We start from the raw sequence: 21,762 nt of genomic DNA, 5'->3' as shown, positions 1-21,762 counted from the left end.
AAAACATTACAAAAACATGGCTTTATACTCATTCATCTTAAGCTGCAGTTCGGCGACCACACTTTCATCATCAATCGTTGAGGGCATTTGATATTCTTTTCCATCGAGCATGGTGCGGATGAGTTTTCGCAATATTTTGCCGGATCGTGTTTTGGGCAAACGGTTCACGACCAATGCATTTTTCATACTGGCCACCGCACCAATTTTATCACGGACAAGATGTACAATTTCTTTTTCAAGCATTTTTTCATCAACGGAAGAACCGGATTTTAAAACTGCGATGGCGAAGGGAACCTGACCTTTTAAATCGTCATCAATACCTACCACGCAACATTCCGCTACCTCCTTATGGCTGGCAACTACTTCCTCCATTTCCGCGGTAGAAAGCCGGTGCCCCGCCACATTGATCACGTCATCAACTCTTCCGGTCACGAAAACATAGCCGTCTTCGTCTTTGATCGCACCGTCACCCGAGAAATAATAGCCCGGAAATCTTGTGAGATAACCGAATTTAAAACGCTCCGGATCGCCCCATATTCCGCGCAGCGCCCCAGGCGGCAAGGGAAGTTTAATGACGAGATAACCTTCATGGTGCGGCTCGAGTTCATAGCCTTCTTCGCTGAAAATTTTAATGTCATATCCCGGTATAGGCTTTCCGGCAGATGCTCTTTTTATTTTTACGTCCTCTACACCTGGCATCAATCCCAGCATCGGCCACCCAGATTCTGTTTGCCACCAGTGATCTATTGCGGGTACACCCACAAATTCTTCGTACCAGTCCAAAGTAGCGACATCGCATCTTTCGCCCGCTAAAAATTGCGTCCGTAAGGACGATAAATCGTATTTTTTGATGAAATGTCCCTCCGGATCCTCTTTTTTGATGGCTCTAATGGCCGTAGGCGCGGTAAACATAACTGCGACCTTATGTTCTTCGATAACGCGCCAGAATGTTCCGGCATCCGGAGTTCCAATGGGTTTTCCTTCAAAAATAATGGTCGTATTGCGGTTAATAAGTGGCCCGTAAACAGAATAGCTGTGGCCAACTGCCCAACCAATATCTGAAGCTGCCCAAAATGTTTCACCTTCTTTGACGCCATAAATATTTTCCATGGAAAATTTTAAAGCCACGGCGTGGCCGCCATGATCACGCACAACACCTTTTGGTTTTCCGGTGGTTCCGGAGGTGTACAAAATATATAAAGGATGAGCGGAATTTACCGGTACGCAATCTGCGGGCTCAGATTCGGTCATTAATTTTTCAAAATCAATAAGCGCGGAATCATTTTTAAAGTCAACCCGGTTTCCTAATAATTTACGGTCAAAAGCAATGATATTTTCCGGCTGATGTTCCGATAGTGTGATTGCTTCTTTTACAAAAGGCAAATAGGGAATCCGGCGGGAAACTTCCATTCCCGAACTGGCAGTAATAATAGCTTTTGGTTTGCAGTCATCAATCCTGATGGCCAATTCCTGCGGAGCAAAACCGCCAAAAACCACAGAATGCGTAACTCCCAAACGAGCACACGCCAGCATGGCAAAGACAGATTCCGGAATCATCGGCATGTAAATGATTGCCGTGTCACCTTTTTTTAAACCTAATTTTTTTATACCGCCCGCAAACTTTGAAACGTTTTCTAATACCTGGCTGTATGAAAATTTGAATATTCTGTTCGTCACCGGCGAATCATAAATAATCGCGGTTTGATCGCCAAATCCATCATTAACATGTTTATCGAGGGCAAGAAAACAGGTATTGAGTTCGCCGTCGGCAAACCAAGTCGGGTAATTTTCGTGATCGTTGGTCAGGATTTTGGTCGGTTTTTTAAACCATTCAATTTTTTCGGCCTGTTTTTGCCAGAATCTTTCTTTTTGAGCGATGCTCGCTGTAAACATTTCATTTGCATTCATCATGGTTATTTTAGGAGTTCATCTACACGTTCGGTAAGTTTTTTTATCGAGTACGGTTTCGTGATATAATCATCCGCGCCCATTTCCAAACCCTTTTCAATATCTACCGGGTTATTTTTTGCGCTCAGGAAAATTACTTTTACGTTTTTCAGCTTTTCCTGAGTTTTTATTTCTTGCAAGGTGGAAAATCCGTCCATTTTCGGCATCATGATATCCAGCAAAATCAAATCTGGGATTTCGGTTTTCAACAGCTCCAGAACTTCAGAACCGTCGCGCGCTATAAACACTTCGTAACCCGCTTTACGAAAAGCATATTCCAAAGTCATTATTATTTTATGTTCGTCGTCAGCAATTAATATTTTCTTCATAGCATTACTTCGTTTTCATCGGGTATTTTTTCAATTTCTGTGTCGTCTTCAGATGAGATTCTGAGTGGTAAAAAAATCTCAAAAGTCACCCCAATTTCTTTGTTTTTCACCAGAATATCGCCGCCGTGTGCGCGCATAATCTGTCTGCAGATCGCCAAGCCAAGTCCGCTTCCTGCCGGTTTTTGTAAATTCTGGTTTTTCGATTGGTAAAATTTTTCGAAAATAAAATCGAGATCTTCGGGCGGAATAATTTTTCCGGTGTTAAAGACCGAAATTTTCAGTTTTTCATTCTGTTTTTGAAATTTCGTCTGGATCATTCCCTGTTCATTGGTGAATTTCAGAGCGTTACCTAAAATATTCTGAAAAACCTGAATCATGCGCGGCTCGTCATATTCAAAAATTTCATCATCTAAAAGATTAACTTCAGAATGATGCAGGTTTCTTTTTTCGAAAAGATGAAGCAACGGTTTTACCGATTTATGGAAGGTTTCGATAATATTATAAGACTGGATATTCAGCGGAATATTCCCGGTTTCAAGCTTGTCCAGATACAGAATGTCATTGATAATTTCGCTCAGCCGATCAGATTCTGAAATTATATTTTCAAGGAAATCTCTTTTCAGTTCCTGCGGCATTTCGTCGTCGTCAAGCAAAATTTCGCTTGTGGCGCGAATCGCGGTGAGCGGCGTCCGAAGTTCGTGTGCCACACTATCCAGAAAATCATCCTTCTGTTTGTCTTTAACAATGAGATTTTGATTGGCGTTTTGAAGCTCATCGGAAAGTTTCAGCAGCTGCGAAGATTGCTCGCTCAACCTTTTATTCAACGTGATATTTTCCTTTGATTCTTCTAAAATCTGCAAAACTTCGGGCAACGAAATTTTATCTTCCTTAGTCACACCTTCAATTAAAATTTTAGCTGAAGCGGTGCCGATTCTTCCGCTTAATAGATTTTCGGAAAACTTGATAAACCGCGAATCTGCCGTGTCGCTGCCGCCGGTAATTTTATATTTTAAATTGAAAATTTTCAGCGCCTGTTCGGTTTTTTTCTGACCGAGAAATCTTACCAAAATCTTTCGGATATCTGAAATGTTCGCTCGTCCTTTCCAGATATACGCGTTTTCGTGATTTTGAATATAATCGTTGATGTCCACGTACAGTTCGGCATAATTTCTTTCGCGGTAGCTCGTAACTGTATTCACGGAAACCAAAGTAAAAAGCAGCGCATTTACCAATACGCTCCAGAAAAAAATCTGTGCAATCGGCGACAAATAAGGGATATTAAAAAAATGGAAAAAGCTGCTGTTATAAAAAGCACTTTGTTTGAAAGTTTCAGAAAAACTCGGCAAAACAAGGCCTAAATAGCAAATTGTAATTCCCACAATAATCCCAGCAACGCTACCGATGTAATTGCCGCGGCGCCAGAAAACGGCACCGAAAAAACTTGGCGCCAACTGCGCAATAATTACAAAAGAAACCAAACCGATGCTGAAGAGACTTTTGCCGACCATCAAGTATTTATAGAAAATAAATCCGGTGATAATGAGCAGAAAAATGCTGATTTTCCTGATGTTTACAATGGTTTTAGTATTGTCAACATCGGAGCTTATTTTAAATCTGTCGAGCCAGCCGTACGGAATGATGAGGTTATTAGACAGCATTATTGAAAGTGAAATGCTGGAAATGATCACCATCGAAATACACGCGCTTAAACCACCGAAAAAAACCATCGCTGCGATGACGGTATTTCCAAATTTTTGCGGAATTAAAATAGAGTAGAACTCTGGATTTACATCTTCGCCAAAAAACAATATTTTTCCGCCCCAGGCGATAGGAAAGACGAAAAAATTAAAAATTAAAAGGTACAGCGGAAAAAGCCAGATTGCAGTTTTTAGGTGCTTTTCCTTGCGATTTTCTATAATTGCGGTGTGAAATTGCCGCGGTAAAAGGAATATCGCCGACATCGAAAGCATCGACATTAAAAACCAATTAAAGCCGCCTTCCAAACCGTTAAAAGAATTTTTGGCGGCAAAATCGGGCAATTTTTCAGCTTTGGCGTAGATGTCTTCAAAACCATTAAAAACGCCGTACACTACGAAAATTCCGAGAATGATAAAAAAGATGATTTTCAGAAAACTTTCCACCGCAACGGCGGAAATTATTCCGAGCCTTTTTTCCGAGGCGTCAACATATTTTGTCCCGTAATATGAGGAAAATAAAGCGATAATTACAACCACATACGTCGCTGAATCGTAGAAAATATTGGTGGTATTTTCGGTTTCTGTAAGCAAATGGAAAGTTTCGGAAATCGCCTTAATCTGCAAGCTGATGTAAGGAACGATCGCGAACATGCAAACCAGCGCAATCAAAGCGCTTAAAGACCGGCTATTACCGTAACGCAGCGAAATAAAATCCGCAATACTGCTTATTTTATTCACGCGGGAAATGCGGATAATTTTTGAATTAATGTAAATCCAGGCCGGAATAATTATCACAGGCCCGATGTAAATCGCCATATATTCCAAACCCTGATTTGCGGCGACGCCGATACTTCCGTAATAAGTCCACGCAGAACAGTAAACCGCCAGCGACAGCGCGTAAACGTAAGGATTGTTCACCCAAAAGCTGCTTCTGTTCTTTTCGGCAAAGTATGCCACGAAAAATAGAAGTCCCAGATAGATGATGACCAGGGCGAAAAGCAAATAACTATTCATTGAACTTTTTGAAAATGAGGAACGAACTTACCGAAGAAGCCGCCCAGACGAAAAAAATATAGACATAAATCAGCGGTAAACCGAGAAATCTTTCAGTACTGTTAAACAGCAACAACACCGGCGCATTGAATAAAATAAACAAGGCAATGCTTAAAATAACCAGCTTTTGTTGATGTCTTTTTTTCATTTTGATTTTAAAAGAAACCAACGGGAAACGAATTTCCCGTTAGTGTTCAGTTTAATTAAATTTTATCGTCCGCGTATTCGCCCGTGAAAGAATACCAACCGAAAATTCCTAAACCACCGACGATAATCGGCATTAAAACGGTGAGGATAATCCAGCCGAAAACATTGTCTTCCTGTTTGTCGGACATCACTTTTGGAATTCCGAACATTGTCAAACCGTAATATGCGACTACGAGCGCTAAAAGCATCCAGACAATTCCTAATATTTTTTTTACTTGATCCATTTTTTTTCCTGTTTAAAGTTACTAAATTTTGAAGATAATGCGCTAAAAAGCCTTATTCTGGCACGGAAATTTCTGCCGGCGTTTCTATAAATTCATCTTCGGTTAAGCTTTTATTTTTGGTTTTCAGATAAAGTGTTCCGATGACCAGACAAACCGCGGCAACGACGATCGGATACCATAAACCTTCGAGATACCATTCAGCATGACCGGCATCTTTACCGGAAGTCACCAGATAGGTCGCTACGGCCGGAAGCAGTCCGCCGAACACTCCATTCCCGATATGATACGGAAGCGACATCGATGTGTAGCGGATTTTTAGTGGAAACATTTCCACCAAAAAGGCTGCGATAGGACCGTAAACCATTGTTACAAAAACCACCTGTATAAAGACCAATAAAATCAAATACCAGCGCGTGTCAGGATTTACGGTAATCGACTGTTTGATGAGTGGCGCTTCAGCTTTTCCGTCAACCATAATTGGTCCGGCTGCAGCCCAGTGTACGATGCTGTCTTTTTTCAATAACGTTCCATCAGTAAAGATTTTTTCCTGGTGAAAAGTAATCAAGCTGTCTGTCGGAATTTTTGCGTGTGCTTTAGCAGTTCTTTTCTCCGTTAAACCATTTTTTGCAATGACTTTGCTTTCGATTTGAACCGAATTGTACATGGCTTTGTAAATCGGGCGGTAGGCGATAATGGCGAGTAACATCCCGATCATCATAATCGGTTTTCTACCAACTTTGTCGGATAACCAACCGAAGAGTACAAAAAGCGGTGTTGCGACAAAAAGTGCCAGTGCCATCATCGTGTCAACCTGTGACGATTCTATGTTCATCACTTTCTGCATAAAGCTCATTGCGTAGAATTGTCCCGTGTACCAGATAACGCCTTGTCCCATGACGGCTCCGAACAGCGCCAGCAAAACAAATTTGAAGTTGAACTTATTGCCGAAACTTTCTTTTAATGGATTTTTCGAGGTTTTTCCCTCTTTTTTCGCTTTCGCAAAAAGTGGAGATTCTGCCATATTCCGTCGGATGATATACGAAACTCCCACCATTAAAATGGAAATCCAGAATGGAATTCTCCAGCCCCAACTGTCAAATTCTTCCGCAGAAAGCGAGGTTTTGGTTACTAGAATTACAATCAACGAAATAAATAAACCAGCAGTTGCAGTGGTTTGGATCCATGAAGTCCAGTAACCACGCCGGTGCGGTTGCGAATATTCTGCTACATACGTTGCGGCACCGCCATATTCACCACCTAATGCTAATCCCTGTAAAAGTCTCAGGATTAAAACCAAAACCGGTGCAGCATAACCAATGGTTTCATATTCCGGAACGCAACCGATGAGGAAGGTTGAAAAACCCATGATGAGAAGCGTTACCAAAAAGGTATATTTTCTACCGATGATGTCGCCCAGTCTTCCAAAGAATAATGCCCCAAAAGGCCGAACAACGAATCCTGCAGCAAAAGTTGCTAAAGTTGAAAGAAACGCGGCTGTTGGGTTATCTGCCGGGAAAAACTTGGTCGCTAAAACCACGGCTAAACTTCCGAATATGTAGAAATCATACCACTCAATCAGCGTCCCGAGTGACGACGCCATGATGACGCCCCAAATGGTTTTGTTCTTTTTTTTCTCGGCGACATAAGCATCATGCTCCTCCTGAGATTTAAATTTTTTGGCCATAATTACTTGTTTTTTTTTGATTTTAGATTTGATAAGAAAACTGCTTAAAAGGAGTACATCACCCGTAGCATCGCACGGAAATTGCCCACATCTTTCAGATTATTTTGCGCCTGACCTTCTGTATTAACATCGCCCCAGGTAGCAGCTGTATATTCTATTTCGGGCGCGATATTGAATTTATTCTGTTTGAATTCCACGCGGGCAGATGCGCGCCAAACATCGTCGATAATTCGTTGTGCCGCGGCACCGCGCACGTAAAGATTTTTAAAACCAGCATCGACACCGGAATTTTTAGTATAACCGAAGAAAACACCGGGCGCAACTTTCGCATTTGCGCTGGCAACATCTACCCAGAAAGAGGAAGTTTTGGAAGCCTCATAAGATTCCTGACCGTTGGTTTCCGTATAACCGGCAAAACCGCCGAGCATGACCAGATGATGCAGATTTCTGCCTGTAATTCCGTATAATTTGGTGATTATTTTTTCGTTCGCGTATTTAAAATACCCGAAAAAGAGCTCAGATTTTACCGTTTCATCAGAAGCCAAACCTGCATTTTCAATTACCGGTTTTATGGACCGGTATTCTGCGCCTGCACCGGCGGTGACGTTTTTATTTTTGTATTGCAGCTGTCCGTGGAAAGTGGGAAGGGCAGAGTTGAATACTGCGCTGTTCGGTGAAGCGCCGGTAGCGTTTGCGGTTTGAAATTCGCGGTCTTTATACGCAACAACCGTAAATGTAAGCTCCGGACTTAATTTCTGTGCAACTTTTACCTGACCTGCCCATCCAAAAGGATTGAATAAAATGCCGCTGTTAAAGTTCATTACTCCAGGAAAAACATCAGGAATTACAGTGGGATACCAGGTTTGTCCGAAAGTTACCGCAGTTTTTGGCCAGGCCAAAGTTGCTGTTGCGTGGCGAAGTCTCATCAAGCCGGTACTTCCCGTACCTGCTGAGCTTTTATTGAGCTCTGTATTTCCGTAAAAATCAGCTTCAATATGTCCGGTGGCTTTTGCGCCCCATACATCCGGACCACGAAAACGGATGCCGACACGCGACGTAATTGCTAAAATATTACTTCCGCCGGCAGCGTTTATATCGTTTCCGTTTGCGTCTAGTTTTTCATCCAGTGGATAAAGATTGAGTTGCAGCTCGCGGGTGTACGCGGATTGTCTGCTGTCAAAATTATATTCGGTGCGCACCCAACCGTATAGGGAAACGTCCCATTCCTTCGGTGCTTTTTTCTCAGCTTCCAGAGCTTCGATTCTTTTCAAAAGCTCTTCGTTGGTGGGCGTGTCCTGCGCCACGAGAAAATCTGAAAATATAAGCGAAGAAATAATTCCTAATAAAACAGCAGTTTTCTTCATGGATTAATAATTTTTAGTTTAGTTTTTTGCTGAAACTAAATTGAAACTAAAAATCTATCTGAAGAAATTTAATATATACAAGTGTAATGCATATAGCTACAAATCCACATTGAAAAAAAATTCCCAAATACGGGGAAATTTATTTCTTAAACCTTTCCCATTTAATCATCATGTATTTGTCCCCAAATTCTGTGATAACAAGTCCGGAGCCTTTTAGATTTTCCTCTTTGGACATATACTGTATAAGCTCGTTTTGTTTAAAAACTTTGTAAACCGGATGAAAATCGGAATGCGGCGGCCGCGTAATGTTATATTTCTTAATCCAGGAACTTACCGTGTTGTGTGAAACACCGATAATCCGTTCTATTTCGCGGTAACTCAGACCTTCCAGATAAAGCTGAAGTGCTTTTGTCACCACGTAATCATCAATCTGCTTACCGAGTTTTTTAACCGTGAAGTAGTATTTGCAGTCTTTGCACAAAAAACGTTGCCGTTCTTTAATAATACCGCTTTTCACAATATTTTGCTGATTGCATTTCGGACAGGAATTCGGCATAAATATATCTTTTTAGCAAATATATAATAAATGAGCAATATTTGATAGAAGCGAAAAAAATTTAGATATAAATTCTCAAGATAAATAATCTGCTAAAGGAAGGCATTGATTTTTATATCAAAATTTTAGAAAAATACTGTAAACAGCCGGTAAAAAATGTTTTAAATTAAAGAAAATGATGAAGAAATATGGCAAAAAGACCAATCTTTAACCGATGATTTGGTGAACCGTTTCACCGTCGGGAAAGATTTGGATTTCGATGACCGACTGGCAAAATATGATGTTTTTGGTTCGATGGCGCACTGCAAAATGTTGGCGGAAATCGGCTTGATTTCGCAAAAAGAATCGCTGGATTTGCTTTCAGTTTTAAACGAAATTTTAGAAGAAATCCAAAATAATACTTTCGAAATCGATCCGGAAGCTGAAGATATCCATTCGCAAATTGAAGCTATTTTAATAAAAAAGCTCGGTTTAGCAGGTAAAAAATACACACTGCTCGTTCCAGAAACGATCAGGTTTTGCTGGATATTAAACTGTATTTGTTGGATGAAATCCGGAAAATTGGCGGCTTAACCGACCAATTATTTCAATTGCTAATTCGCCTCGCCAATCAGCATAAAAATGTTTTGCTTACCGGCTACACGCATTTTCAAATCGCCATGCCGTCGTCGTTCGGTTTGTGGTTTGGCGCTTAAGCGGAAGCTTTGACAGACGATGCTGAAATGCTTTTATTGGTGAACATCATTAATGAAAGTCCTTTGGGTTCTGCGGCGGTTACGGTTCTTCCTTCCTGATTTTAACCGCGAAAGCACGACGTATCACCTGAATTTCAAAACATTAAATTACAATTCGGTTTACGCACAGATGACGCGTGGAAAATCCGAAAAATTGCTGGCGTCGTCGATGGCTGTTTTAGCAGGAACTTTAAATCGTTTTTCTTAAAATAGTTGACTCTTCCTGAAGCAAACTGAGAATCATCCTATCCTTTGCGCCCATAAAAATCCATTTTAACAAAAATATTAAAGTTATTGGGAAAGCCGCTATTACAGAGAAATTGTTTTAAAATGTGAAAACCATTTTCAGATTTCAGAAAAATTTATATCTTTGCATCTAATGAAAAGAATATTTCCATTAGACGATTTACATAAAGGCAGCAATGCCGATAATCACGATATTTATTAACAAACGAAGTCATTTTGGCTTCGTTTTTTTTTGATTTAAAAACTAAAATTATGCTCAGAACCGCCGATTTATCCGTAGAAAAAATCCACAAATTGCTGGAAGAAGCCACCGAATTTTCAAAAGGTAAAGTTTTGAAAGCCACCAGCGAAATCCATGTAGCGAACCTTTTTTTTGAAGACAGTACGCGCACGAAAACAAGTTTTGATGTTGCTGAAAGAAAATTAGGCTTAAACGTTGTCCCTTTTGATGTTTCAGCAAGCTCGGTAAACAAAGGCGAATCGCTTTACGACACAGTGAAAACTTTGAAAAGCATCGGAATTGATCTTTGCGTTATTCGCCACAAAAAGGAGAAATTTTACGATGAATTTAAAAACATCGATATTTCTATAATCAACGGTGGTGACGGAACCGGTAATCATCCTTCCCAAAATCTTTTGGATTTAATGACCATTCAGCAGGAATTCGGTGATTTTAAAGGTTTAAAAATAGGAATTGTGGGTGATGTAAAACACAGCCGCGTCGCCAATTCCAACGCCGAAGTTTTAAGAAAATTAGGTGCGAAAGTATATTTTTCCGGACCGGAAGAATGGTTTGATGAAGGAACAATAATTAATGGAACCTATTTATCGATCGATGATTTGGTAAAAGAAGTTGATGTGGTAATGCTGCTCAGAATTCAGCATGAAAGACACGAAAATGACAAAAAAATGAAATTTTCTGCCGACAAATACCACCGCAAATTCGGTTTGACGAAAGAACGCGAAAAAGCAATGAAAAAAGGCGCAATAATTATGCATCCGGCACCGATAAATCGAGGTGTGGAAATCGATGCAGATTTGGTGGAATGCAGCCGCTCCCGAATTTTCAAACAAATGGAAAACGGCGTTTTCGCCAGAATGGCGATTTTAAAAACAGCTTTGGAAGCAAAAGGGTTTGAGTTTAAGTAAATTGAAGCGTAAGGTACAGATAGTTGAAACATTGTACTTTTTACATCCCGACCTTATACAAATAAAAAATTGATGAAAAAGAAACTAATTTTAGAAACAGGCGAGGTTTTCCACGGGCAAAGTTTCGGAGTGGAGACCGACACCGAAGGTGAAGTGGTTTTCAATACCGGAATGACAGGCTATCAGGAACTTATTTCCGATCCGTCTTATTGTGGCCAAATCGTTTGCATGACCTATCCGCTCATCGGAAATTACGGCATCAACCGCGATGATTACGAAAGTATCGAGCCGGCTATTAAAGGTTTAATCGTAAAAGAAGTCTGTGATTTTCCCTCTAATTTCCGTACGCAAATGGATTTGGATGAATTCTTCAAAAAAAGAAATCTCTCAGGAATCAGTGGGATCGATACGCGACGATTAACTCGCGTTCTCCGAACTTCCGGTGTGGTAAAAGGCAAAATTGTGGACGAAAAGGCGGTAGAATCTGAAGTTGTTGAAAGCTTAAAAAACACGGTTTTTCCAACCGATCAAGTGGCGCAGGTTTCTACTAAAACGTCTTTTGCAAATCCTGGAAGAGGCTTGAAAGTGGTTTTGGTAGATTACGGTTCCAAACATGGGATTTTACGCGAACTGGCACAAAGAGATTGCGATGTTATTGTGGTTTCACAGGATACCACGGCGGAAGAAATTCTGCTTATCAATCCAGACGGCGTGATGCTTTCAAACGGTCCCGGTGATCCGGAAGATGTAAAAGGCGCTACTGAAATGATTAAAAATTTGCTGGGAAAAGTGCCAATTTTTGGAATATGCCTCGGCCACCAACTGATCGGTTTGGCGTGCGGTGCAAAAACTTTCAAACTAAAATTCGGTCACCGTGGCGGCAATCACCCCGTTCTTGATTTAGCAAAAAATAAAGTAGCCATTACTTCACAAAACCACGGTTATGCGGTTGACCAGGAATCTTTAAAAAACACCGACCTTGTGGAAACTCACGTGGCCTTGAATGACAGAACCAATGAAGGTTTTAAACATAAAATTCATCCATGCTTTTCGGTGCAATATCATCCGGAAGCCAGCCCCGGCCCGGAAGACGCGAACTATCTTTTTGATGAGTTTATTACATTAATGGAGGAATTTAAATTTAAAAAATTATCTAACTAAGCATGGCAAAAAGAGCAGATATAAACACGATATTAGTTATTGGTTCAGGTCCCATTATCATCGGTCAGGCGGCAGAATTTGATTATGCCGGCACCCAGGCCTGCCTTTCTCTGCGTGAAGAAGGCTACAAAGTGATTCTCATCAATTCCAATCCTGCAACGATTATGACCGATGTGGAAATCGCAGATAAAGTTTATATCGAGCCGATTTCGCTGGAATTTGTAAGTCATATCATCAGGAAGGAGAGACCAGACGCGCTTTTGCCAACTTTGGGCGGACAAACCGGACTGAATATGGCGGTGGAACTTCAAAATTCCGGCATTTTAGAAGAATGTAAAGTGGAAGTTTTGGGAACGAAACTTTCCGCAATCAATCAGGCTGAAGACCGCGATTTGTTCCGCAATTTAATGCGTGAACTGAATGAGCCGGTACCGGAATCTGATATTGTAAACACCGTGCAGTCAGCGTTGGAATTCGCTCGTAATATCGGCTATCCGGTGATTGTTCGTCCGGCTTTTACCATGGGTGGAACCGGCGGCGGTATTGCTAATAATGACGACGAACTTAAAGAAATTGCCAGTTTTGGCCTTAAATATTCACCGGTAACACAATGTTTAATTGAAAAATCAATCGCGGGTTTCAAGGAAATTGAGTACGAAGTGATGCGCGACAAAAACGACAACGCGATTGTGGTTTGTAACATGGAAAACATCGATCCCGTGGGAATTCACACCGGAGATTCTATTGTTGTTGCGCCGTCGCAAACGTTGTCCGACCGCGAATATCAAATGTTGCGTAATTCCTCTTTAAAAATAATCCGTGCTTTGGGAATTGAAGGTGGCTGTAATGTCCAGCTCGCTTTAGATCCGAATTCTTACGACTATTATATCATCGAAGTGAACCCGAGAGTTTCGCGCTCTTCCGCTTTAGCGAGTAAAGCAACCGGTTATCCGATTGCGAAAATTGCAGCAAAAATTGCCGTCGGACTTACTTTAGATGAAATAATGAATCCCGTGACCCGAACGTCTTATGCATGTTTTGAACCGGCTCTCGATTATGTGGTAACGAAATTTCCGCGCTTTCCATTTGATAAATTTGAGACCGCGGACCGCCGACTTTCAACACAAATGAAAGCAACCGGCGAAGTGATGGCGATCGGAAGAAATTTCGAAGAATCTTTACAAAAAGCCATCCGCTCGTTGGAAACAGGTTTGCGACACATCGGTTTAAAATCGAAGGACGCTGCAGCTTTAACCGACGAAGAAATCGAAAGAAGAATCCGCGTTTGTGATGACGAGCGTTTATTCATCATCGGTGACGCTTTACGACGTGGTTATGACTGGGAAAAAATTGTGGAGTGGAGCAAAATAGATAAATTTTTTATCTGGAAAATTAAAAAGCTCATCGATTTTGAAAAAGTAATTGCGGAAAATAAGTTCAGCACGGAAATTTTATTGGAAGCTAAAAAATTAGGATTTTCCGACCTCAGCATTGCAACTTTATGGAATTCCGGTCAAAAGGAAATTTTCGAATTCCGACGAGAAAACGGCATCATGCCGGTTTATAAAATGGTGGATACGTGCGCTGCAGAATTTGAAAGCGAAACGCCTTATTTTTACGGAACTTACGAAGAAGAAAACGAAAGCATTCCATCTGAAAAAGAAAAAATTATCGTTCTGGGTTCCGGACCAATTCGCATCGGACAAGGTGTAGAATTCGATTACGCCACAGTTCATTCGGTTTGGGCGATTAAAGAAATGGGTTACGAAGCGATTATCATTAATAATAATCCGGAAACAGTTTCTACCGATTTTTCAATTTCGGATAAGTTATATTTTGAACCATTGACCGAAGAAGATGTGATGAACATCATCGACCTGGAAAAACCAAAAGGCGTCGTGGTGCAGTTCGGCGGACAAACAGCCATCAATTTAGCTGATAAATTAGCGGCTCACGGCGTGGAAATTCTCGGAACTTCCCTGGAAGATTTAGACCGCGCTGAAAACAGAAATAAATTTGAAGCAGCTTTACAGGAAATGGGAATTCCACAACCTTTAGGGAAAACCTGTTTCACTGCACAGGAAGCTGAAATTATCGCAAAAGAAATTGGTTTTCCGGTTCTGGTTCGTCCGAGTTATGTCCTCGGTGGACGGGCAATGGAAATCGTTTATGACGAAGCCGAGCTCGCGCATTATATGGAAAATGCGGTGAAAGAAAATTCGGAACATCCGATTTTGATCGACCGCTATTTAACCGGAAAAGAAGTTGAGGTGGATGCGATTTGTGATGGTGAAACGGTGGTAATCCCGGGAATTATGGAGCACATCGAAAGGGCGGGAGTTCACTCCGGAGATTCCATCGCGGTTTATCCACCGCAAAACATTACTGCGGAGCAAATTGCGACTTTGGTTGATTATACCGAAAGACTGGCGAAAGGCTTAAATGTTATTGGTTTAATGAACATTCAATACGTGCTTTTTGAAGGCGGTGTTTACGTAATCGAAGTAAATCCACGCTCGAGCAGAACTGTACCATTTCTATCGAAAATCACCGAAATCCCGATGGCAAATTTAGCAACGAAAGTGATTCTCGGTAAAAAACTGAAAGATCTTGGTTATAAAAACGGCTTAGCACCGGTGAAAAAAGGTGTTTTTGTAAAAGTTCCGGTGTTTTCATTTTCAAAACTTACGCGCGTTGATATTTCCCTCGGACCGGAAATGAAGTCCACCGGCGAAGTGATGGGAAAAGACGTCACTTTAGAAAAAGCTTTATACAAAGGTTTGGTAGGTGCAGGCAGAAAAATGCCGCTACACGGTGCCATTTTATTCACCGTTGCTGATAAGCACAAAGCTGAAGCTTGTGAACTTGCGCGCAGATTTCAGGAAATTGGTTTTAAAATCTGGGCGACGGAAGGAACCGCAAATTATTTTAAAGAAAATGGCGTCCGCACAAAAATCGGTTATAAAATCGAGGAAAATCCGGAAATTAATTTAATTGATTTAATACAAACCGGAAAAGTTCAATACATTGTAAACACCATGACCAAAGGAAAGCAGTCGGAAAGAGACGGTTTCCAGATCCGCCGAACATCGGTGGAAAACGGAGTGCCGTGTTTAACTTCCATGGACACAGTGGAAGCGATTTTGAAAGTCATCGAAAGCATGAGTTTCAAAATGGAAATGATGTAAATTTTCCATTAATTATAACTGAAGCGAAGAGAAATCTTCGCTTTTTTTATTCTGAAATAAAGCCGAATTTTTCTGTTTCAGCTTAAACAAAATTCATCAAAATTCTTCCTATTCAATTCCGAAAAATTACCTGCTTTAAGGCGGAATTTTTCTGATTTAACTCAAATAAAATTTAAAACAGAATTTTTCATTAGTATGCACTCCTTATATTAATCTGAATTTTTTTTCCCAAACAACCCCAAATTTTTATTATTCAGCAGTAATTCATAAAAAATGTTAAATAAACCGAAATGACCGGAGGGTGGCACCTTAATTGAATTTAGGACAGCAACACTATACTAACATTAAAATTTATTTAATTATGGAAAATTACAAGCCAGAGTACAGAAATGATTATGTGTCAAAAGTATTCAACACCAGAGAAGATGCGGATCGTGCTTACAACGATTTATCAACAAGAGGTTATGGACAGGATGATATCAACGTGATGATGTCTGACGAAACCAGAAAAAGACACTTCGAAAACGATGTTGATACAGACACTGCTCTTGGAGATAAAGTAGCTGACAATGCCGGAACCGGTTCCTTAATCGGTGGTGGAGTTGGTGCTGTTGTAGGTGCAATTGCAGCAATCGGAAGTAACGTATTATTACCTGGTTTAGGTTTGATCGTTGCAGGTCCGTTAGCAGCAGGACTTGCAGGAGCAGGAGCAGGAGCCGCAACAGGAGGTTTAATCGGAGCACTTACCGGAATGGGCGTGCCGGAAGATGAAGCTGAAAGATACCAGGACGACATCAAAAACGGTGGAATCTACATGGGCTTCAAACCAAGACATGAGGATGACGCCAGAGATACCTACAACAGATGGTATACTGATGATTCTAACAATTTGTAAGAACTACAAAAAATAAAAATCCACATTGAAAAATGTGGATTTTTTTGGTGCTAAAAGAGCAAATTTTTTTTAAGTTGTTCCCATAACGTACATTTCCTCCATCGTAGGTTGCGCGTTGCCGCCTTCTTTTTCTAAAGTGATGGCGAAAGCCTGTGCTTTGTCTACAGACTTCATTTCCTGAACGGTAGAATCGGATTTCGCATTGTGCATTCCCATATCTACCGGTTTTCCATCAACAATTGCCCAAAGCTGATATTGTTTCCCGGCCGGCGCTGGCGGCAAATTTTTAATTTCGAGAAAAACTTTTTTCGAGGTGTGCCAATACACGTCCGCAATCATGTCCGGATGTTTTTCTACGCCTTTCAATTCAATTCTTCTGGAATTCATAATGATGGAATTCATCTGTTCCAAATCGGTGATTTTGGTGGATAGTTCCGTGTTTTGTTGCGCGATGGTTTGCAGCTCCGCATTTTTATTTGAAAGCTGATAACCTAAAAATCCTAAACCAAGAAGCAAGGCTACAGAAGCGGCTTTCATCCAACCGGAAAAATCGCCGGTTTTTCTAATTTCAGTTTTTTCGGTGCTTAAAGGCACTATTTTTCCGGAATTCACGGCGGGATTTCCGAATTCGATTCTTTTCCGGATTTCTTCCTTCAAAGTGGTCGGCGGTGTAATCGCCTGTATTGTTGCTAATTTTTCTAATGTTTCCTGCACTTCAAGTACGGCTTGTTTAACTTCTGCATTATTGCTCATTACACACTCCAATATCGAAGATTCTTCCTGCGGAAGGATTCCCAATGCATAATCTTCAATCACGCCAGATGATATGTAAGTTTTAATATCCACTTTTATTTAAGCAAAAAAAATAAAATAATAATAAATTTAAAATCTTTTAAAATATTTTTTAATTCTGATAAGGCAGCTCTTGTACGTGTTTTTACTGTGCCCAACGGAATGCCGAGTTCTTCGGAAATTTCCTCTTGGGTAAGACCACCGAAATAGGCTTTGTTGATCAGGATTTTATAGTCGTCCCGCAAAGAATTTACTCCTTTTTGAACCTCATGAAATTCGTGAATCTGTTCCGTAGAAAGTGCTGCATTGTCATTTACGAAGTCGGGGATACTTTGGTTTTTTAAATCGTTTTGGAAAGATTTTGATTTGAGGCGGTCGATGGCAGAATTTCGGGCGATGTTCAGCATCCAGGTGTAAAGTGTGGCTTTTTTCGCGTCATAACTGGTGATGGAATTCCAGATTTTTACAAACACGTCCTGCATCACTTCATTAGCTTCCACTTCATATCGCACAATTCGGAAAATTACTCCATACAGTGCGCCTGAATAATTATCATACAAATAGTTAAAACCATTTTCATCTCTACTTAACAGTAAAGACAAAAGTTGCTCCGTAGAAATGGTTTCTCTTTTCAAATGAATTATTCGCCCTCAAAAATAGTTTATTTTCTTAAGATATAAAACCAATTTTTCACTTCAGCCGTATATCTTTTAAATAAAATTTATAAAATGAAAAATTTCCTTAAAATATCGGCAATTTTTTTGGTTTCTCTTTTTTCGGTTCAAATGATGGAAGCGCAAAGAATCCAGAAAATAAACGGTAAAAATATCGTCAATCCGTTCTATTCCCGAACAGATACCAAAATCCTGAATATGCCGAATTCTACCTGGAAAAAAGTTTTGAACGCTAATCTTTTTTCGGTTTCCAGACTCAATGACACTGAAATGGCTTTCACGGGAAAATACAATGATTTTGACGGCCTCGGAACGTATTATTGCGCTGCCTGCGGAAATGCTTTATTTAAATCGGATGCAAAATTTGCGAGCACCTGCGGCTGGCCGAGTTTTTTTGAAACCATCCGCCCGAAATCGGTGATTTATAAAAAGGACACTTCTTATAATATGGTCAGAACCGAAGTTCGGTGCGGACGATGCGACGCGCATTTAGGTCATCTTTTCGATGATGGACCAACAGCTTCGAAGAAGCGTTTTTGTATGAATTCAATTTCGCTGGAATTTGAGCCGAATGCAAAAAATTCAAAATAATTTCAAGCAGAAGAGAACCAAAACTTTCCAAACCTCGTATCTCCAAACAACACATCAATTATATAACATTAAATCAATTTAAAATGAACTATTTAAAAATGACCACAGCAGCCCTAGCGCTAACTTTAACTTTCGGAATGGCAACACAATCTTGCGCACCGATGACAATGCAGGAAAAAACCGTAATGGTGGGCGGCGCACCAATGTACGCAACCAAAAACATTATTGAAAATGCCGTAAATTCCAAAGATCACACGACTTTAGTCGCTGCCGTAAAAGCCGCAGGTTTAGTAGAAACTTTACAGGGAGACGGACCTTTCACGGTTTTCGCACCAACCGATGCAGCTTTTGAAAAATTGCCAGCTGGAACGGTAAATATGCTGGTAATGCCGGAAAACAAAGAAATGTTGACCAAAATTTTAACCTACCACGTGGTGCCGGGAAGAATTTCCGCTAAAGATTTATCCATGTGGATCACAAAAAATGGTGGAAAATACATGGCAAAAACAGTTCAGGGTGAAGAATTAAGCTTCTGGATGAAAAATAATATGATGTATGTATCCGATGCCAAAGGAAACTCTGCAAAAATTACAATTGCAGATGTTAATCAGTCAAATGGTGTAATTCACGTTATAGACACGGTTCTTATGCCATAGTTTTCATAGTTTTATTTTTAATGGGAGTCACTTAAATTTCGGTTTAAGTGACTTTTTATTTCCGGCTTTTCGGCTCAAAATTTCTATCTTAGCAAAACTGAAAAAAATACCTTTTTAACACCGAATAAATTTTAACTATGAAAAAAATCATTTTACTTTTCGCTTTATCCTTCTCTATGATGGGCTTTGCGCAGTTCAGCGTACCAACTGCCAGTCCGCGCCAAACTGTGGAACAGCAGTTTTCACTTTCAAAAATTACTGTTGATTATGGCAGACCGGGCGTGAAAGGCAGAAAAATTTTCGGCGACCTCGTTCCTTTCGGAAAAGTGTGGCGTGCTGGCGCAAATTCTTCAACTAAAATCACTTTCGGCCAAAATGTAAACTTCGGCGGAAAAGAAGTAATGGCAGGAACTTACGGACTTTTCGTGATTCCAACCGAAAAAGACTGGAAAATCATTTTAAATAAAGATGCACAGCAGTGGGGCGCGTATACTTACGACGAGAAACTCAATGTTATCGATGTAACCGTACCGGCTCAGAAATCTTCCGAAAAACAGGAATGGTTTGAGATCGCTTTAAATCCTGTGGATGCGCATTCTATAGATTTGGTTTTATCCTGGGATATGACCAAAGCAACGGTTAATATTAAAGAAGCAAAACCCGAAGTCGTCGGTCAGATTATTGAAAAACTTAACGAGATCAACAAAATCCAAAGAGACGCCGCTGCGAAAAAATAATTTCAAAGTGAACTTCGGTTCACTTTTTTTATGAAAAATAGTTGTCAATTTTTCGGTTGTATTGGTTTTTGTCTTAAAGTATATTTGCTTTAAATTTACCGTATGCAACTTTCAGACGATATCATGTACCAAGCTTCATTTCAAAAAAATTCCGAGTTCGAAGGCGTTTTTTGGATGGGCGTAAAAACCACCGGAATTTTTTGCCGCCCCACCTGCACGGCGCGAAAACCAAAATCTGAAAATGTAGAATTTTTTTCGTCCACAAAAGCGGCAATTTTAAAAGGTTACCGACCTTGCAAAATCTGCAAACCTCTGGAAAACCCGGAAAAAACGCCCGTTTATATCCAAAAAATTTTAGAAGAACTCCGCGAAAATCCCGCGTTGAAATTTAAAGATTATGATTTGATGCAGCGCGACATCGAACCTGCAACCATGCGTCGTTGGTTTCAGAAAAACCACGGAATGACGTTTCAGGCTTTCCAAAGAATGTTTCGCCTAAATACTGCTTTTAAAAAACTTCAGCAAGGTGAAAATATTATTGAAACGGCTTACGACAGCGGTTTTGAGAGTTTAAGCGGTTTTAATGAAAGCTTTAAAACTATTTTTGGTGTCTCACCGAAAAATTCTAAAACGCAAAGAATTATCGATCTAAAAAGACTTGAAACTCCGCTCGGAACGATGTACGCCGCGGCCGTTGAAGACGGAATCTGCATGTTGGAATTCACCGATAGAAAAATGCTGGAAACCGAGTTTAAAGATTTGGCAAAATCCTTAAACGCCACAATTATTCAGGGCGAAAATCCGCATTTTACAATTTTGGAAAAGGAACTCGCGGAATATTTTTCGGGTGAAAGAAAGGAATTTACGGTTCCGCTTTCGCCGGTCGGAACAAACTTTCAAAAAGAAGTCTGGCAGGTTTTGCGCCACATTCCTTACGGTGAAACCTGGTCTTACCGCAAACAATCGGATGTTTTGGGTGATCCGAAAAAAGTTCGCGCGGTCGCCAATGCAAATGGCATGAATAAGATTTCGATTTTAATTCCGTGTCACCGCGTCATCGGCAGCAACGGAACGTTAACCGGTTACGGCGGCGGAATCTGGCGCAAACAGAAGTTGCTGGAACTGGAGCAGGCAATTCTTTTTTAATTCTTTTTGGGCAAGCTTTTTTTCCTTGCTTCACCTTTTCAAAAAAAGCCGGGCTCTTCGTTGCAATTCCTCATCCCGACCTGGCGGCCGGTATTGCGGGATTTCCACTGCGATCCCTCTTGCGAAAACGCGTTTTATTAGAAAATTTCTTAACTTTTTAAAATCAAAAAAAACACCCGAAAAGCCATGAATTTTTCCATTCAACCTACTTTAGAAAACGAAAATATTGAGCTCGTTCCTTTGCAGAAAAACGATTTTGAAAGGTTATTTGCGGTCGCTTCCGATCCGGAAGTTTGGGCAATGCATCCGAATAAAGAACGCTATAAAAGAGAAGTTTTTCAAAATTTTTTCACCGGCGCGCTTCAGAGCAAAGGTGCATTTTTGGTCATCGATAAAAATTCAGAGGAAGTTTTGGGAAGCACCAGATTTTATGATTTTAACGAAGAAGACAACAGCATTTTCATCGGTTACACTTTTTACGGCACCAAATCCTGGGGGAAAAACATCAATCCGCAGGTGAAAAATATGATGCTGGATTATATTTTCCAGTTTGTGGAAAAGGTGATTTTCCATGTCGGAAAGGATAATTTACGCTCCATAAAAGCGATGGAAAAGTTGGGCGCAGAAAATTTGGGGAACGAGGAAGTGGCGTATTTCGGCGAAGCTTCAAAAATAAATACCGTTTTCCAAATCACGAAAAAAGCCTGGAAAATCAAGCAGAATTTACATTAA

At 40.5% G+C, this 21,762-nt stretch carries 22 protein-coding genes; 12 read left to right on the top strand and 10 right to left on the bottom strand.

Annotated features, from left to right (window positions below; translation table 11 throughout):
* Positions 1-6 precede the first annotated feature (6 nt).
* From OA84_RS09460 to OA84_RS09425, 8 genes are all read right to left on the bottom strand, one after another.
* On the bottom strand, positions 7-1,908 hold the full coding sequence (locus OA84_RS09460) for an AMP-binding protein (RefSeq protein ID WP_039346032.1): 1,902 nt from the start codon (positions 1,906-1,908) through the stop codon (positions 7-9).
* A 5-nt stretch (positions 1,909-1,913) separates the two neighbouring features.
* Positions 1,914-2,276 carry a response regulator transcription factor gene (locus OA84_RS09455; RefSeq protein ID WP_039345218.1) on the bottom strand — a complete coding sequence of 121 codons (363 nt, stop codon included), beginning with the start codon at positions 2,274-2,276 and terminating at the stop codon, positions 1,914-1,916.
* Positions 2,273-4,987, bottom strand: a complete 2,715-nt coding sequence (locus OA84_RS09450) for an ATP-binding protein (RefSeq protein WP_039345217.1) — start codon at positions 4,985-4,987, stop codon at positions 2,273-2,275. Before OA84_RS09450 ends, OA84_RS09455 begins: the two co-directional genes overlap by 4 nt.
* Positions 4,980-5,174, bottom strand: a complete 195-nt coding sequence (locus OA84_RS09445; protein WP_039346029.1) for a hypothetical protein — start codon at positions 5,172-5,174, stop codon at positions 4,980-4,982. The genes OA84_RS09450 and OA84_RS09445 overlap by 8 nt, the downstream gene beginning before the upstream one ends.
* Positions 5,175-5,229: 55 nt before the next feature.
* A complete protein-coding gene (locus OA84_RS09440; protein ID WP_039345216.1) occupies positions 5,230-5,457 on the bottom strand; it encodes a DUF6814 family protein in 228 nt (75 codons plus the stop codon).
* A 52-nt stretch (positions 5,458-5,509) separates the two neighbouring features.
* On the bottom strand, positions 5,510-7,141 hold the full coding sequence (locus OA84_RS09435) for an MFS transporter (protein WP_084060899.1): 1,632 nt from the start codon (positions 7,139-7,141) through the stop codon (positions 5,510-5,512).
* Between the two features lie 44 nt (positions 7,142-7,185).
* Entirely contained in the window at positions 7,186-8,505 is a 1,320-nt protein-coding gene (locus tag OA84_RS09430) for a hypothetical protein (RefSeq protein ID WP_039345214.1), read from the bottom strand.
* Between the two features lie 139 nt (positions 8,506-8,644).
* Positions 8,645-9,061, bottom strand: a complete 417-nt coding sequence (locus tag OA84_RS09425; RefSeq protein ID WP_039345211.1) for an IS1/IS1595 family N-terminal zinc-binding domain-containing protein — start codon at positions 9,059-9,061, stop codon at positions 8,645-8,647.
* 222 nt (positions 9,062-9,283) lie between these two features.
* Between OA84_RS09425 and OA84_RS11575 the strand changes: the two genes are divergently transcribed.
* The 7 genes from OA84_RS11575 (at position 9,284) to OA84_RS09400 (ending at position 16,434) form a co-directional block, all read left to right on the top strand.
* Positions 9,284-9,634, top strand: coding sequence for a lyase family protein (locus OA84_RS11575; protein WP_262493315.1), 351 nt, complete (start codon positions 9,284-9,286; stop codon positions 9,632-9,634).
* Positions 9,604-9,756 (top strand): lyase family protein, encoded by a 153-nt coding sequence (locus OA84_RS11595; RefSeq protein WP_262493314.1) that lies wholly within the window; start codon positions 9,604-9,606, stop codon positions 9,754-9,756. The genes OA84_RS11575 and OA84_RS11595 overlap by 31 nt, the downstream gene beginning before the upstream one ends.
* A 52-nt stretch (positions 9,757-9,808) precedes the next feature.
* A complete protein-coding gene (locus OA84_RS11570) occupies positions 9,809-10,003 on the top strand; it encodes a hypothetical protein (protein WP_233701834.1) in 195 nt (64 codons plus the stop codon).
* Positions 10,004-10,293: 290 nt separating this feature from the next.
* Positions 10,294-11,190 carry an aspartate carbamoyltransferase catalytic subunit gene (locus tag OA84_RS09415; protein WP_039346022.1) on the top strand — a complete coding sequence of 299 codons (897 nt, stop codon included), beginning with the start codon at positions 10,294-10,296 and terminating at the stop codon, positions 11,188-11,190.
* Positions 11,191-11,262: 72 nt separating this feature from the next.
* Positions 11,263-12,351 carry a carbamoyl phosphate synthase small subunit gene (locus OA84_RS09410; protein WP_039345208.1) on the top strand — a complete coding sequence of 363 codons (1,089 nt, stop codon included), beginning with the start codon at positions 11,263-11,265 and terminating at the stop codon, positions 12,349-12,351.
* A 2-nt stretch (positions 12,352-12,353) separates the two neighbouring features.
* Complete coding sequence (gene carB / locus OA84_RS09405) at positions 12,354-15,539, top strand: carbamoyl-phosphate synthase large subunit (RefSeq protein ID WP_039345207.1); 3,186 nt, start codon at positions 12,354-12,356, stop codon at positions 15,537-15,539.
* A gap of 361 nt (positions 15,540-15,900) precedes the next feature.
* Positions 15,901-16,434 carry a hypothetical protein gene (locus OA84_RS09400; RefSeq protein ID WP_052252171.1) on the top strand — a complete coding sequence of 178 codons (534 nt, stop codon included), beginning with the start codon at positions 15,901-15,903 and terminating at the stop codon, positions 16,432-16,434.
* Positions 16,435-16,503: 69 nt separating this feature from the next.
* Here OA84_RS09400 and OA84_RS09395 read toward each other — a convergent pair whose 3' ends face one another.
* Together OA84_RS09395 and OA84_RS09390 are read right to left on the bottom strand one after the other, a co-directional pair.
* Positions 16,504-17,280, bottom strand: a complete 777-nt coding sequence (locus OA84_RS09395; protein WP_039345204.1) for an anti-sigma factor — start codon at positions 17,278-17,280, stop codon at positions 16,504-16,506.
* A gap of 2 nt (positions 17,281-17,282) precedes the next feature.
* Entirely contained in the window at positions 17,283-17,861 is a 579-nt protein-coding gene (locus OA84_RS09390) for an RNA polymerase sigma factor (RefSeq protein ID WP_039345199.1), read from the bottom strand.
* A 93-nt stretch (positions 17,862-17,954) separates the two neighbouring features.
* Here OA84_RS09390 and msrB point away from each other — a divergent pair, with 93 nt between their 5' ends.
* From msrB to OA84_RS09365, 5 genes are all read left to right on the top strand, one after another.
* Positions 17,955-18,491, top strand: a complete 537-nt coding sequence (gene msrB / locus OA84_RS09385) for a peptide-methionine (R)-S-oxide reductase MsrB (RefSeq protein WP_039345196.1) — start codon at positions 17,955-17,957, stop codon at positions 18,489-18,491.
* 137 nt (positions 18,492-18,628) lie between these two features.
* Positions 18,629-19,147, top strand: coding sequence for a fasciclin domain-containing protein (locus tag OA84_RS09380; RefSeq protein ID WP_233701842.1), 519 nt, complete (start codon positions 18,629-18,631; stop codon positions 19,145-19,147).
* A gap of 137 nt (positions 19,148-19,284) precedes the next feature.
* On the top strand, positions 19,285-19,884 hold the full coding sequence (locus OA84_RS09375; protein WP_039345193.1) for a DUF2911 domain-containing protein: 600 nt from the start codon (positions 19,285-19,287) through the stop codon (positions 19,882-19,884).
* A gap of 102 nt (positions 19,885-19,986) precedes the next feature.
* The gene (locus OA84_RS11610; RefSeq protein WP_039345190.1) at positions 19,987-21,030 is read left to right on the top strand and encodes a bifunctional transcriptional activator/DNA repair enzyme AdaA; all 1,044 of its coding nucleotides are present in this window, start codon (positions 19,987-19,989) and stop codon (positions 21,028-21,030) included.
* Between the two features lie 186 nt (positions 21,031-21,216).
* On the top strand, positions 21,217-21,762 hold the full coding sequence (locus tag OA84_RS09365; RefSeq protein WP_039345186.1) for a GNAT family N-acetyltransferase: 546 nt from the start codon (positions 21,217-21,219) through the stop codon (positions 21,760-21,762).

Source organism: Kaistella solincola, assembly GCF_000812875.1.
Lineage (GTDB): Bacteria > Bacteroidota > Bacteroidia > Flavobacteriales > Weeksellaceae > Kaistella > Kaistella solincola.
The sequence above is the reverse complement of the archived record's forward strand: the minus strand, read 5'-3'. Positions and strand labels throughout refer to the sequence as shown.

Excerpts from the sequence above, each read along its gene's own strand:
- OA84_RS09460 (WP_039346032.1), bottom strand. The coding sequence starts at position 1,908 with ATGAATGCAAATGAAATGTTTACAGCGAGCATCGCTCAAAAAGAAAGA.
- OA84_RS09455 (WP_039345218.1), bottom strand. The coding sequence starts at position 2,276 with ATGAAGAAAATATTAATTGCTGACGACGAACATAAAATAATAATGACT.
- OA84_RS09450 (WP_039345217.1), bottom strand. The coding sequence starts at position 4,987 with ATGAATAGTTATTTGCTTTTCGCCCTGGTCATCATCTATCTGGGACTT.
- OA84_RS09445 (WP_039346029.1), bottom strand. The coding sequence starts at position 5,174 with ATGAAAAAAAGACATCAACAAAAGCTGGTTATTTTAAGCATTGCCTTG.
- OA84_RS09440 (WP_039345216.1), bottom strand. The coding sequence starts at position 5,457 with ATGGATCAAGTAAAAAAAATATTAGGAATTGTCTGGATGCTTTTAGCG.
- OA84_RS09435 (WP_084060899.1), bottom strand. The coding sequence starts at position 7,141 with ATGGCCAAAAAATTTAAATCTCAGGAGGAGCATGATGCTTATGTCGCC.
- OA84_RS09430 (WP_039345214.1), bottom strand. The coding sequence starts at position 8,505 with ATGAAGAAAACTGCTGTTTTATTAGGAATTATTTCTTCGCTTATATTT.
- OA84_RS09425 (WP_039345211.1), bottom strand. The coding sequence starts at position 9,061 with ATGCCGAATTCCTGTCCGAAATGCAATCAGCAAAATATTGTGAAAAGC.
- OA84_RS11570 (WP_233701834.1), top strand. The coding sequence starts at position 9,809 with ATGAAAGTCCTTTGGGTTCTGCGGCGGTTACGGTTCTTCCTTCCTGAT.
- OA84_RS09415 (WP_039346022.1), top strand. The coding sequence starts at position 10,294 with ATGCTCAGAACCGCCGATTTATCCGTAGAAAAAATCCACAAATTGCTG.
- OA84_RS09410 (WP_039345208.1), top strand. The coding sequence starts at position 11,263 with ATGAAAAAGAAACTAATTTTAGAAACAGGCGAGGTTTTCCACGGGCAA.
- carB (WP_039345207.1), top strand. The coding sequence starts at position 12,354 with ATGGCAAAAAGAGCAGATATAAACACGATATTAGTTATTGGTTCAGGT.
- OA84_RS09400 (WP_052252171.1), top strand. The coding sequence starts at position 15,901 with ATGGAAAATTACAAGCCAGAGTACAGAAATGATTATGTGTCAAAAGTA.
- msrB (WP_039345196.1), top strand. The coding sequence starts at position 17,955 with ATGAAAAATTTCCTTAAAATATCGGCAATTTTTTTGGTTTCTCTTTTT.
- OA84_RS09380 (WP_233701842.1), top strand. The coding sequence starts at position 18,629 with ATGGCAACACAATCTTGCGCACCGATGACAATGCAGGAAAAAACCGTA.
- OA84_RS09375 (WP_039345193.1), top strand. The coding sequence starts at position 19,285 with ATGAAAAAAATCATTTTACTTTTCGCTTTATCCTTCTCTATGATGGGC.
- OA84_RS11610 (WP_039345190.1), top strand. The coding sequence starts at position 19,987 with ATGCAACTTTCAGACGATATCATGTACCAAGCTTCATTTCAAAAAAAT.
- OA84_RS09365 (WP_039345186.1), top strand. The coding sequence starts at position 21,217 with ATGAATTTTTCCATTCAACCTACTTTAGAAAACGAAAATATTGAGCTC.